Raw genomic sequence first — 12,991 nt, 5'->3', positions numbered from 1 at the left:
ATGAGTAAAGCAGACGCTTTCACCCAGGCAGGCAAGACAGCGGTGCTGCAGAACATTCACGGCACCATGCAGTTCCTGCAACGATTCCCGCCTTTCAACCAGATGGAAAATGCCCATCTGGCGTACCTCGTCGAACAATGTCAGCTCAGGTTTTACGCTGCCGATGAGAGCATCATCAAGCCTGGCGATGGGCCAGTAGAGCACTTTTATATCGTCAAACAGGGCCGAGTGGTAGGTGAACGTCCGCATTCTGCCAAGGGCGGTACGGAAACCACCTTTGAAATCACCACTGGCGAATGCTTCCCGCTGGCGGCATTGCTGGGCGAACGGGCCACGCGTACCGAGCATCTGGCCGCCGAGGATACCTTTTGCCTGCAACTGAACAAGCAGGCCTTCATCAAGCTGTTCGCACTGTCCACGACCTTTCGCGACTTTGCCCTGCGCGGCGTCAGCAGTCTGCTGGATCAGGTCAATCAGCAGGTCCAGCAGCGTGCCGCCGAAACCCTGGGTACGCAGTATTCCCTGAACACAAGGCTGGGCGAGCTTGCCATGCGACACCCGGTCATGTGCAGCCCCGAAATGCCAATGCGTGAAGCCGTGAAGCTGATGCATGAACAGCAGGTGGGCAGCATCGTCATCGTCGATGAGCGTCAGGCGCCGTTGGGGATTTTTACCCTGCGTGACCTGCGCGAAGCGGTCGCCGATGTCACCACCGACTTCGGCGCCGAGATCCGGCACAGCATGAGCCTGGCGCCCTTCCACCTGAGCCCCGACGCAAGCGCATTCGATGCGGCCATCGCGATGACCGGACGACACATCGCCCATGTGTGTCTGGTCAGGGATGGACGCCTGTGCGGTGTTGTTTCCGAGCGGGATCTGTTCTCACTGCAACGGGTCGACCTGGTGCATCTGGCGCGGACCATTCGCAATGCGCCACGCATCGAAGCGCTGACCGGATTACGCGGCGATATCGTCCAACTGGTCGACCGCATGCTGGCCCACGGCGCGTCTTCGACCCAGATCACGCAGATCATCACGCTGCTCAACGACCATACCGTCTGCAGGGTCATCGAACTGACGCTGGAAGAAAAAGGCGATCCCGGCGTGCCGTTCAGCTGGCTGTGTTTCGGCAGCGAAGGTCGGCGCGAGCAGACGCTGCATACCGATCAGGATAACGGCATTCTGTTCGAAGCCGCCGACGCCGCAGAAGCCACTCGCATCCGCGCGCTGCTGTTACCGATTGCCGAGCGGATCAACCAGAGTCTGGCGCAGTGCGGCTTCACGCTGTGCAAAGGCAACATCATGGCCAGTAACCCGGAGCTGTGCCTGTCGCGCGCCGAATGGTCCCGACGGTTCGCGTCGTTCATTCGGGAAGCCACGCCCGAGAACCTGCTGGCCTCGAGTATCTATTTCGACCTGCGCGTGGTCTGGGGCGATGAAAGCGGCTGCGAGCAATTGCGTCGCGGCATTCTGGAGCAGGTCGCGGACAACAAACTGTTCCAGCGCATGATGGCTGAAAACGCGCTGCGCCAACGTCCGCCCGTGGGTCGCTTCAAGGATTTCGTGCTGGCGCGCAGAGGCAGCGAAAAAGACACGCTGGACCTGAAAACCGAAGGCCTGACGCCGTTCGTGGATGGTGCACGGCTGCTGGCGCTGGCCAACGGCATCGGCGCCAACAACACCCTTGAACGCCTGAGGCAACTGGTCGAACGCGAGGCCATCGACCCTCTGGACGGCGCGGCCTACGAAGAGGCCTATCACTTCATCCAGCAGACGCGCATGCAGCAACACCAGTTGCAGAGCCGCCAGAACCTTGCGTACTCCAACCGCATCGATCCGGACACTCTGAACCATCTGGACCGGCGCATCCTGCGTGAATCGTTCCGTCAGGCGCAGCGGCTGCAAACCAGCCTGACGCTGCGTTACCAACTGTGAATATCGACGCCCTATGAATCTGTTCGACTGGCTGAAGCCTCGCCCCAAGACAGCACCGATGGAAAGCCACCAGTTGCAGCGGCTCAAGGCACTGCCGAGTTGCGCGAAGTTGAGCGAAAAGCCGTTGCGCCAGCAGCGCTGGGTGGTGCTGGATCTGGAAACCAGCGGCCTTAACATGAACCGCGACCAAGTGCTGTCCATCGGCGCTGTGGTGATCGAGGACGGTGCCATCGATCTGGGTCAGCAATTCGAGCGCACGTTACTGCGCGTCGATCACAAGGTCAGCCCCGCGGTATTGATTCACGGTCTGGCACCCAGCGCGATTGCCGCGGGCAGTGAGCCGGTCGAGGCGCTGCTGGATTTCATGGAGTTTCTGGGTGACAGCCCGGTGCTGGGGTTTCATGCGCCGTTCGACCAGCACATGCTGTCGCGCGCCTTGAAAGACAGCCTGAATTACCGCCTGCAGCATCCGTTCTTCGACGTCGCGGAAATCGCCCCGATGCTCTGCGAGCAGGCCAACCTGCGCCACGCCGGTCTGGATGACTGGACCCGTTTCTTCGGCCTGCACGCCGAAGAGCGCCACAACGCCAGCGCCGATGCCCTGGTCACCGCCGAGCTGGCCCTGATCCTGTTCAGCCACGCACGCCGTCAACAGATCGACAGCTCTGTCCGTCTGGAGGAATGTCTGGGCCAGTGGCGCAGGCGCAAGCAGTCGCATTCGTTCTGATGGCGTGAATCTGATACGCCTGTACAACCCGCGGGGCTGCATTCCCATGCTGGAGCACAGGGAAGATCGGACGTCATCGTCTGCCCCAACCGACAGACGCCAATTGCCACTACCCACGCGCCCTGTCACAATCGCGAATGATTCTCTTTAGTCAGATTCTTCTCATCGAGGCCGTTCGTGTCGTCAGTCCCAAGCCCTCATAGCGAGATCGTTGGAGCCTTGTATCGCGATCACCGCAGCTGGCTGCTGGCCTGGCTTCGGCGCAACATCGCCTGCCCGCAGCGCGCTCAGGATCTGAGTCAGGACACCTTCGTGCGCTTGCTGGGGCGTGACGAACTGGAGTCGCCCAGAGAACCGCGGGCGTTTCTGGCGACCGTTGCCAAGGGCCTGATGTTCGATCATTTCCGGCGTGCGGCGCTGGAACAGGCGTATCTCTGCGAACTGATGCAAGTCCCTGAAGCCGAACAGCCCTCCCCTGAAGAGCAGTTACTGATCCTGGAGGACCTGAAAACGATTGATCGTCTGCTGTCCACCTTGTCGAGCAAGGCGCGCACGGCCTTTCTGTATAACCGTCTGGACGGCATGAGCCACGGAGAAATTGCCGAACGGCTCGGTGTCTCCGTATCGCGGGTCAGGCAGTATCTGGCTCAGGCGATGCGGCAATGCTACGTGGCACTGTATGGCACGCCGACATGAACGCCAGACCGGTATCGGCACGTGTGCTGGATGCGGCCATCGAATGGCAGCTGAATCTGGATTCGGCCAGCGGTAACGATGCCGAGCGGGCCGAGTTTGCCCGTTGGCTGGCGGCCGATGAAGAACACGCCCGTGCCTGGAGCCAACTGGGCATGCTCAATCAGCGCTTTGCCGTACCGTCAGGTCCGGCGCGTAAGGCTTTGCAGCAGGCGCCCGGCACCTTGCGACGCAGTATGCGCAAGCTCGGCGGCGGTCTGGCCGGGGTATTTCTGGCCTGCGCACTGGCGCTGTTCACCGCTGACCGTTACCTCGCACTGGATTACTGGCTCGCCGATCAGCGCACTGCGACCGGCGAGCAGCGCGACGTGCGGCTGGCCGACAACACCGTCGTTCGCCTCAACACCCACAGCGCAATCGATGTGCGCTTCGATGCGCACCAGCGCCGGGTGATCCTGCAGGACGGCGAGATACTGGTACAGACCGGCGATCATGACGATCCCCGGCCCTTCATCGTGGAAACCCCGGACGGCAAGATGCGCGCGCTCGGCACGCGTTTTCTGGTCAGGCGCGACGCCGACGGTACGCTGCTCAGCGTGCTGCAATCGGCTGTCGCCGCCAACGCCCGTGATCTTCCTCAGGAACAGATCCTGCGCGAAGGCCAGCAAGTTCGCCTGACCCGAGAAGGCCTGGGGCCGCTGCTCGCGCTGCCAATGGGGGCAGACGCCTGGACCCGCGGCATGCTGGTGGTGGACAACGCTCGCCTGCAGGACATGCTGGCGGAGCTGGGCCGTTATCGACAGGGACATCTGGGCGTCGATCCGCTGATAGCCGACCTGCGCATCACCGGCAGTTTTCCGCTGACCGATACCGACCTGGCGCTCAAGGCGTTGCTACCTGCGCTGCCTGTACGGATCGAACAGCATACGCCCTGGTGGGTCACGGTCCTGCCAAGGAATGACACCGCTGCGGCAAAATTCTGAAACACAGCGGCGAGCCCCAACCGTGCCCTGTGCTGACACTTTTCAGGTTTCATGCGGCTCAGCCTTAACGAGCCCTGCCCTTTCGCCTGTGGATACCCCATGAAAAGCCAAACCGTGCGTCGCTGGTCTGTCGTCCATACCTGGAGCAGCCTGATCTGCACACTGTTTCTGTTGATGCTGGCCATCACCGGTCTGCCGCTGATCTTTCACCACGAGATCGATCACCTGCTGGGCGATGCGCCGCATTACAGGGAAATGCCCGCCGACACGCCTCACTTGAACCTGGAGCAGTTGGCGAAGGCTGCTGAAGCGCATCGTCCCGGTGAGGTGATGCAGTATTTCGGCTGGGACGATGAAGATCCCAATGGTGTCATGGCGATTACTGCGGCAACGGCCGGAACCGAACCCAACTCGTCCCACACCTTCGCACTGGACGCGCGCACTGGCGAAGCGCTGGAAATGCCTTCGGCCAACGGCGGTTTCATGATGGTCATGCTGCGCCTGCACGTGGACATGTATGCCGAGTTGCCGGGCAAGCTGCTGCTGGCCTTCATGGGCGTGCTGTTCGTGGTGGCTATTGTGTCCGGGACGGTGCTGTACTCACCGTTCATGCGCAAGCTGGAATTCGGCACGGTGCGGGCCAGCAAATCCACCCGGACACGCTGGCTGGACCTGCATAACCTCATCGGTGTGGTGACGCTGACCTGGGCATTGGTGGTGGGCGTCACAGGCGTGATCAGTGCCTGTGCCGACCTGTTGATTGCTTCGTGGCGCAATGACGCGTTGGCAACCATGGTCGCGCCCTATCGCGACGCACCGCCGCTGACGCAACGCGCCCCGGCCACACGCTTGCTGGAAATCGCCGAATCCGCCGCGCCCGGTATGCAGGCCGATTTCATCGCCTTCCCCGGCACGCGCTTCTCCAGCGAGCATCACTACGCCGTGTTTCTGAAGGGCAACACGCACCTCACCGCGCACCTGGCGACACCGGTACTGATCGATGCCCGGACGCTGCAAGTCACCGCCGTGGTCGAACGCCCCTGGTACATGGACGCACTGGGCATGTCGCAACCCTTGCACTTCGGTGACTACGGCGGCATGCCGATGAAGATCCTCTGGGCCGCTCTGGATGTGCTGACCATCATCGTACTCGGCAGCGGTGTTTACCTGTGGTGGACAAGGCGACGCGCCACCCGAACAGTGAGCGAGCAACCGGCGCAGGTGGTGCAATGAGTGGCAAGCCGTCCCGGTTCTGGAAAACCTTCGCCAAACCCGCATGGATCGCGCTGCTGACCGGCACCGGCCTGTTTGCCGCATTACTGGGCGACGGCTGGTGGGACACGCTGGCGTGGGCCGGCATGGGGATAGCTGCCGGTCTGAGTGTCCGAGGGTTGCTGGCGCGACGCGGATAGAGCGGGCGCGGCCTTGAAATCGAACGCGCTCACGGCCAATCCATTCACCCCGATTGCAGTCCCGCCACTCGCTGACTAGTCTATGGACCTGTCTCAGTCGAGGAACACCCATGTCTGCCCCCCAGATGACGTTGTATTTCAATGCGGCCTCTCCTTTCGCCCGCAAGGTGGTGGTGCTGCTCCATGAAACCGGTCAGGTTGACCGCGTGCAGTTGCATACCACCGTGTTGACACCGGTCAATCCGTCTGAGGAACTCAACGGCGACAACCCGGCAGGCAAGCTCCCGGCCCTGCGCCTGGCCGACGGTAATGTGATCCACGACAGCCGGGTCATCCTCGATTATCTGGACCACCAGCATGTCGGCAATCCGCTGATCCCGCGCGACGGCTCGGCACGCTGGAGACGTCTGACTCTCGCGTCGCTGGCTGATGCCATACTCGATGCTGCCATCCTGATCCGTTATGAGACTGCCCTGCGCCCTGCCGAGAAGCACTGGGATCTGTGGCTGGAAAACCAGCAGGCAAAGATCGAGCGCACGCTCAGCTATCTGGAGCAGGACGCCATCACCGAACTCAGCTCATCATTCGATGTGGCGTCCATCAGCGTCGCGGCCGCGCTGGGGTATCTGGATTTCCGCCAGCCTGATCTGCACTGGCGCGGTGCCTATCCGCGCCTGGCCAACTGGTATCTGGAAGTCAGCCAGCGACCTTCGATGCTGGCAACTCAGCCACCGGCCTGAGGCTGCGTGATCGGTTGCCGTGGCCTGCACGGGATCGTGGCGGCTCCGGTAACTGACTGACGATGATGGAGATCAGGCAGCGCGCTCGTGCCTGATCCTCGCGCAAACCGAGCCACTTACTCATGACGCACCTCCAGACCGGTATCGAGCGGCCGGCCTGGGCGACTGATCGCAATGCCGTACCAGTCCAGCTTGCGGGTCAGGACCATGAACACACTCAACAGGCCGAACAGCAGCAATGCGCCCATCAGCAACGCGTAATCCTCGGCACTGAGCAGTCCGTAGAGCAACCCGTACAACGCGCTCAGACCCGCTGCAAACCCCGCCCCGTGAAGCACGCTGCGCAGCACGTGACTGACATAGAAACCGATCAGACACACACAGGCGCTCGCCGACAGCAGGTAGGCCATGGCAAACCCCAGATGCTCGGACAGCGACAGCAGCATCAGGTAGAACAACGCCAGCGCCGCACCTACCAGTGCGTATTGAACCGGGTGCACGGCCATGCTTTTCAGCACTTCGAACAGGAAAAACCCGGCGAAAGTCAGCGCGATGAACAACAGTGCGTATTTGATCGCCCGGTCACTCTTGAGGTACTGATCCACCGGATCGACAAAGCTCACGCCGAAACTGCGGCTTTTGAAGTCTTCGCAGGTCTGCGCTGTCAGGCAGCGCCTTAGCGCCTCTTCCAGATTGGTGGAAAAGAACGAGGCCTGCCACGCGGCACTGAAACCTTTATCGGTGATCTCGCGCTGGGTCGGCAGGTAATTGCCGATGAAGCTCGGGTGTGGCCAGTCGGCACTCAACTGCACACGACTGGACTTGCCCACCGGCACGACCTCGTACTGGCCGGTGCCCTGCAGACGCAGGTCGAACGCGAAATCCAGCGTGACCTGCTCGCGACCTTCCAGCATCGGCAAGTTGGCGCTGACGCCTTCGCCCAGCCACTCGACTCGCGATCCCGGCAACAAGTCCAGCGTCTGTCCGTTCATCTGCAGTCCGGGAGAACTTTCAATACCCCGAATATCGCTGATACCCAGCGCCAGATAAGGCTTCTCGAAGGTGTAGTCGGCAAAGTCATCCGTGACACCTAACTGCTCGGGCAATACGAACTGGCCGCTGATGTGATTATCGGCATGATAAAGCCGTGCCTCGTAGATGCCTCGCGAACGCAGTTCGGTCTGTACCTGGCCATCCAGTTCGAAACGCTCCGGCAGAAAGTACAGATAGCCGCGCTGAGAGGCGGTCTCAAGGTAACGCTCTTCGGTCTGCGCGTTGGTCTTCCAGAGGCGTACGTTCTTGCGATACGGCACGACGAGCAGCGGACCGGTCAGACGCTGACTGAAGCTGGAACTGCGCGCGATGTCCTCAAGCACCCCGTCGCGCTGCAACTGCCGATCCGTGATCAGACTGCCGATCATCAGCAATGGAATCAGCAACAGGATGATCAGCAACGCAATGGTGCCCAGTTTTACAGCCAGATTTCGGTTCATGGGGCTCTCCCTGTTTTTCGATGGGGAGAGTCTGGAATGGGCGTGTGGAGGCAGGATGGGGGTTGTGTGGAGATTGTGTGGTGACGGGGCAAACGGTCTGCCCGGATGTCGCGCGGTCCACGAAGCCAGGTTTCTTCAGTCGGTTGACTGAATGTCACCCGGCAGCGACAGCCTCACCTCGACCCCGCCCTCGACATTCCCGATGCGCATTTCCCCTGCATGCAACTGCACGACTTCTTCAACGAAATTCAGCCCGAGCCCGGTGCTTTTCCGACCGTTGTGAGGACGTGGCAAGGAGTAGAAGCGCTCGCAAAGACGCGGCAAGGCGTAGTCGGGAATCGGGGAGGCATCGTTATAGAGCGTGAAGCGGATCCGCTCACCCTCAGGCTTGGCGGTCAGGCTCAGCCTTCCATTGACAGGGATGAAGTCCAGAGCGTTATCGATCAGGTTGGCCAGTGCCTGACTCAGCAGAAAGCGCTCACCCAGCAGTCGCAGACCTGGGTCGATCTGAATGTCGATGCGTAAACCTTGCCGCTCGATCCGGGTGCTTCTGGTCACCAGCAGTTCGTCGATCAGTTCCGCCAGGGCAATTGGAAGCCGTTCTTCCAGGCCCTGTCGCTGTTCGACCATCGCCAGGTTCAGCAAGCGCTCGATCAGTTGCTGCAAACGGGCGCTCTCGCCCTCAATGTTGCTGACGAAACGTTGTCGCTGTTCGCGTGGCATTTCATCCTGCAACAGCTCGGCAGCGCCGCGAATGGCCGCCAGCGGGCTTTTCAGTTCGTGGGTCAGCGTATACACGTAGCGCTCGACGTAGGCTTTGCCTTCCAGTTGCGTGCGCATATGTTCGACCGCCGCAGACAGCTGTTCAAGCTCGCCTCCACGGTAATGCGGCAGTTCGACACGGCGCCCTTCGCTGACCGCCTGGGCATAGCCGGTCAGACGCCGCAAGGCCGACCCCAGCCACCAGGAAAACAGCCCGCCCAGCAACAGCCCCAATACCATCAGGCCAGCGCCATACCAGAGCAATCGCCGCTCGGCGCGGTCGACATAGGGTTGCAAGGAGCTGTTGGGCTTGGCGACCGTGACCACACCAATGATCCGGCCGTTGTCTCGAATCGGCGCGCCAACGTGCATGACGGACGAATTTGGATCGTCAGGATCGCTGCGGGTCGAACGCGCGCCATACTCGCCGCGCAGGGTCAGATACACGTCGTTCCAGCGTGAATAGTCCTGCCCCACTGCCTGCCCGCTGGAATCGAGCAGAACGATACCGTTGGCGTCGGTCACGTAAATACGGTTGTTGACCTGATTTTTCGGCAAACCCCAGATGGTCGCCGCGGGCTGACGCAGACCATAGGCCTTGAGCGCGCCAGGCAGATGACTTTGGTCCAAGGTGCCGTTTCTCACATCGTCGTGAATGATCTCGGCCAGCAGATTGGCGGTGTCGACCAGGGTTTCTTCGGTGGATTGACGCACGCCGGGGCGGACTTCCTTCATCACCGTGCTGAGCACGAAATAGCCGGTCAGGGCGATGAATACCGCGTAGACCAGAAAGATCCGGATGCTCAACGGCATCAGCTGTGGCCCGGGCTGAAACTGTAACCCAGCCCGCGATGGGTCTGGATCGGCTCTGCATCCGCCGCCACAATCCGCAGCTTGGCGCGTACGCTCTTGATGTGGCTGTCGATACTGCGCTCGTACCCGGCATCTGCCGACACGCCCATCGCATCGAGCAACTGCTCACGACTGAACACGCGCTCGGGCTGAGCCAACAGGCATTGCAGCAGGCGGAATTCGTGACGGGTCAGGCTCAAGGGCTGGGCACGGTAGCTGATCTGAAAACGCTCAAGATCAACCGTGAACGGCTGGTTGTCTGAAACAGGTGCAGCACGCGGCTGCATACGCTTGAGAATGGCCCGGACCCGCGCCGCCACCTCCCGCGGGCTGAACGGTTTGACAACATAGTCATCGGCCCCGATCTCCAGCCCCACAACCCGGTCGATTTCCCCATCACGCGCACTCAGGAACATGACAGGCACTTCGCTGAAGCGCCGCAGCTGCTTGCACGTCTCGAAACCGGTGATGTCCGGCAGGCCGATATCCAGAATGATCAGGTCGGCGGGCGATGCGCGCTGATGATGGATAGCGTCCTGCCCCAGGCTGAGCCATGACGTGGTAAAGCCCTCGCTTTGCAGCGCATAGACCAGCGTATCGGCAATTGCGGCTTCGTCTTCGACAATCAATATGTGCGGCATGGCATCCGAGCGCTGGGAGAGAGGGCGAAACGTTGCGCGATTTCAGCCCTCTGCGTCAATCAGCAATCGGGCTTGTCGGCGGTATAGCGGCGTGCCGGATTGACGGCTGCGTCGAACTCGCGAAGCGCCTTGGCACCGATCAGCAGCGGGTAGTTGAAGTGACTGCGGTCCACCAGATTGACTTCGACGGTACGCTTCTTGTTGCCCAGGCAAAGCTCCATGTCCACGACCGGACGCTTGGTCGGGTCGATGACTTCATCGTCTTCGTCATCGCCTTCGGAGCGGCCCTTGATCTTGCTGATTCGCGAAACCTTGTGCTCGTAGACCTTGCTGTCGGCATCTTTGGTCGCCAGACGGAAACGCACCCAGTCATCGCCATCACGCTTGAACAGCTCGATGTCTTTGGCCGACAGCGAAGCGGTCAACGCACCGGTGTCCATCTTGGCCTTGAAGGTCTGGCCGACGTCCACCACCTTGATGTTCTCGTAACGACCATAGAGCGTAGGTTCGGCTGCCATGACAGGCAGAGCGAGCAGGGACAACAGCGCCAGAATCGGTTTCACGTGCAAGGTTCCTCACAATGGACAACGCCTGATTGGCGCCCGGTTTTAGACACCTAACCTGCCGTTGGTTCGGCAGCTCGGGGGTTTGTGAGCATAATCCCCCGCACATGAAACATTTGTAAGTACCTGTGTAATTGGCGGCAAACGTGATGATCTTTATCATTGGCGCCCCAGAACGCTCAAGAGTCTCTTATGCGCCGTGTGCTTACCGGCTGTTCAGTCGCCACGCTCCTGCTGATCAACACACTCATATTGATTGGCCCATTGCTGGTTTTTGCTCTGCTCAAACTACTGTTCAGAGGCCGAATGCGTGATCACTGCTCGCATGCGGTCATGTGGATTGCCGAAACCTGGGCCGAGATCGACAAGCTCATCTTCGCGGCCTGCATTCCCACGCAGTGGGATATCCGTGGCGACGAAGGCTTGCGCGATGACACTTCGTATCTGGTGATCAGCAACCATCAATCCTGGGTCGATATCCCGGCGCTGATTCAGGCGCTCAATCGGCGCACCCCGTTTTTCAAGTTCTTTCTGAAAAAAGAACTGATCTGGGTGCCGCTTCTTGGCCTGGCTTGGTGGGGGCTGGATTATCCGTTCATGAAACGCTACACCAAGGCGTTTCTGGCAAAGAACCCGGAACTCAAGGGCAAGGATCTGGAAATCACCAAGGCAGCCTGTGAGTTGTTCAAGCGCCAACCGGTGACCATCGTCAACTATCTGGAAGGCACGCGCTTCACGCCCGCAAAACATACGGCTCAATCCTCACCCTATACCAGCCTGCTCAAGCCCAAGGCAGGTGGTGTGGCGTTCGTGCTGGCGGCGATGGGTGAACAACTGGATGCGATTCTGGACGTCACGGTCGTGTATCCCGGCTCCGGCATTCCAGGCTTCTGGGACATGCTGTGCGGGCGCGTGCCGAAAGTGATCGTTGATATCAAGACCCGCGAGCTGGAGCCCTGGCTGTGGCAGGGAGACTACGAGAACGACCCGGTGTTTCGCGAGAAGGTGCAGGGCTGGGTCAATCAGCTCTGGATCGAGAAAGACGCGCGCATCACCGCGTTGCGCCCGAAGGCACAGCAACACTAACGGTTTTGACAGGTAGACGGCATGGCGCTGGCTGACGAATGCTGACCTCGAATCCCTCAAGAGGTCATGCCCATGCCAACGCTCGCCGCTAAGCTGCTTGGCTCCTATCGCTACGATGCCTTGAATCGCCTGGCAAACTGCAGGCCAGCGGGCAAAGACGCTGTCAGACGCTTCTACCTGAAGGACCGTATCTGCAGCGAACTTCAAGGAACGTCAGGACGTAGCATTGCGCAGGCAGAGCATTGGTTACTTGCGGTCAGCGCCACCGATGCCGCAGGCAACCAAAACGCTCTGCTGGCCACCGATCAGTCACATTCTGTGCTGCACAGCCTCAACGATCAGCAACGCCATACGTGCGCCTACCCGCCCTACGGCACGTCAGCAAAAACAGCCCCGCCCGTGTTGACAGGCTATACCGGCCAGATACCTGATCCGGTGACCGGGCATCTCCTGCTGGGCAATGGCTACCGGGCCTTCAATCCTGTTTTGATGAGGTTCAACAGTCCTGACGCGGCAAGCCCGTTCGATGAGGGCGGGCTCAACGCCTATGCCTATTGCCAGGGCGACCCCGTTAACCACACAGACCCCAGCGGGCGCTTTCCGATAGGTGCTTTGGGAATGATAACCGTGGAGTTGAGAAAGGTCATTCCGTCGGTGGCGAAGGGGATCAGCCTGACCAACGGAGACGACATTTTTCAAACTGTGCTCCACGCGTTGGAGAGAAATGTAGCCGCACCAGCACCGATAACGCCCACCAGAGAATTTCTTCAAAACGCCATGGAGGGACTGGATAAAAAATCGCCCTTTATCCAGAGGCTTAAAGCAGTCAACGAAAACTTCGCCAGTCACGGCAACACCGACCTGACCCAACAGCAGGCCATGAATTACGCCGCTTTGGCAGAACGAGTGAGCACAGGCAAGATGAGCAACTCAGGTGCTCACGCATATGCGGCGGCTATGTGGGCGCACAAGCTGCGCACCGGGGATGACATCAAGACCCCTATAGTGGCTATTGCGTTCAACGCCGCGGGGGCCATGACGTCAGGCGTGCATGATCATGCACTACTTAAAACCGGTGCTTTATTACGTAGAGGATCATGACAA

13 protein-coding genes are annotated in these 12,991 nt (G+C 60.3%); 9 read left to right on the top strand and 4 right to left on the bottom strand.

The window, feature by feature from the left end:
• The 7 genes from KDX39_RS22210 (at position 1) to KDX39_RS22180 (ending at position 6,490) form a co-directional block, all read left to right on the top strand.
• The gene (locus KDX39_RS22210; RefSeq protein WP_231661819.1) at positions 1 to 1,935 is read left to right on the top strand and encodes a DUF294 nucleotidyltransferase-like domain-containing protein; all 1,935 of its coding nucleotides are present in this window, start codon (positions 1 to 3) and stop codon (positions 1,933 to 1,935) included.
• Between the two features lie 13 nt (positions 1,936 to 1,948).
• Positions 1,949 to 2,662, top strand: coding sequence for a 3'-5' exonuclease (locus tag KDX39_RS22205; protein WP_231661818.1), 714 nt, complete (start codon positions 1,949 to 1,951; stop codon positions 2,660 to 2,662).
• 177 nt (positions 2,663 to 2,839) lie between these two features.
• The gene (locus KDX39_RS22200) at positions 2,840 to 3,358 is read left to right on the top strand and encodes an RNA polymerase sigma factor (protein WP_231661817.1); all 519 of its coding nucleotides are present in this window, start codon (positions 2,840 to 2,842) and stop codon (positions 3,356 to 3,358) included.
• On the top strand, positions 3,355 to 4,338 hold the full coding sequence (locus KDX39_RS22195) for a FecR domain-containing protein (RefSeq protein WP_231661871.1): 984 nt from the start codon (positions 3,355 to 3,357) through the stop codon (positions 4,336 to 4,338). The genes KDX39_RS22200 and KDX39_RS22195 overlap by 4 nt, the downstream gene beginning before the upstream one ends.
• Before the next feature lie 99 nt (positions 4,339 to 4,437).
• Entirely contained in the window at positions 4,438 to 5,571 is a 1,134-nt protein-coding gene (locus tag KDX39_RS22190; protein WP_099228663.1) for a PepSY-associated TM helix domain-containing protein, read from the top strand.
• Entirely contained in the window at positions 5,568 to 5,750 is a 183-nt protein-coding gene (locus KDX39_RS22185; protein ID WP_231661816.1) for a hypothetical protein, read from the top strand. The genes KDX39_RS22190 and KDX39_RS22185 overlap by 4 nt, the downstream gene beginning before the upstream one ends.
• 110 nt (positions 5,751 to 5,860) lie before the next feature.
• Positions 5,861 to 6,490: a glutathione S-transferase family protein gene (locus tag KDX39_RS22180; RefSeq protein WP_180274342.1), complete on the top strand. Its 630-nt coding sequence runs from the start codon at positions 5,861 to 5,863 to the stop codon at positions 6,488 to 6,490.
• Between the two features lie 116 nt (positions 6,491 to 6,606).
• Here the strand turns inward: KDX39_RS22180 and creD are convergent, their stop codons facing one another.
• From creD to rloA2, 4 genes are all read right to left on the bottom strand, one after another.
• Positions 6,607 to 7,983 carry a cell envelope integrity protein CreD gene (gene creD / locus KDX39_RS22175; RefSeq protein WP_231661815.1) on the bottom strand — a complete coding sequence of 459 codons (1,377 nt, stop codon included), beginning with the start codon at positions 7,981 to 7,983 and terminating at the stop codon, positions 6,607 to 6,609.
• Positions 7,984 to 8,118: 135 nt separating this feature from the next.
• Positions 8,119 to 9,558, bottom strand: coding sequence for a two-component system sensor histidine kinase CreC (creC, locus tag KDX39_RS22170; protein ID WP_231661814.1), 1,440 nt, complete (start codon positions 9,556 to 9,558; stop codon positions 8,119 to 8,121).
• Positions 9,558 to 10,238 carry a two-component system response regulator CreB gene (creB, locus tag KDX39_RS22165; protein ID WP_231661813.1) on the bottom strand — a complete coding sequence of 227 codons (681 nt, stop codon included), beginning with the start codon at positions 10,236 to 10,238 and terminating at the stop codon, positions 9,558 to 9,560. The genes creC and creB overlap by 1 nt, the downstream gene beginning before the upstream one ends.
• Before the next feature lie 59 nt (positions 10,239 to 10,297).
• Entirely contained in the window at positions 10,298 to 10,801 is a 504-nt protein-coding gene (gene rloA2, locus KDX39_RS22160) for a retropepsin-like aspartic peptidase RloA2 (RefSeq protein ID WP_025993288.1), read from the bottom strand.
• A gap of 192 nt (positions 10,802 to 10,993) precedes the next feature.
• Between rloA2 and KDX39_RS22155 the strand changes: the two genes are divergently transcribed.
• Both KDX39_RS22155 and KDX39_RS22150 read left to right on the top strand, forming a co-directional pair.
• Positions 10,994 to 11,887 carry an acyltransferase gene (locus tag KDX39_RS22155; RefSeq protein WP_231661812.1) on the top strand — a complete coding sequence of 298 codons (894 nt, stop codon included), beginning with the start codon at positions 10,994 to 10,996 and terminating at the stop codon, positions 11,885 to 11,887.
• 72 nt (positions 11,888 to 11,959) lie between these two features.
• Positions 11,960 to 12,988: an RHS repeat-associated core domain-containing protein gene (locus tag KDX39_RS22150; RefSeq protein ID WP_231661811.1), complete on the top strand. Its 1,029-nt coding sequence runs from the start codon at positions 11,960 to 11,962 to the stop codon at positions 12,986 to 12,988.
• Positions 12,989 to 12,991: the final 3 nt, after the last annotated feature.

This window comes from Pseudomonas sp. CDFA 610, assembly GCF_021147865.1.
Taxonomy (GTDB): domain Bacteria; phylum Pseudomonadota; class Gammaproteobacteria; order Pseudomonadales; family Pseudomonadaceae; genus Aquipseudomonas; species Aquipseudomonas alliivorans.
This window is presented reverse-complemented; position numbering and strand designations above follow the sequence as displayed.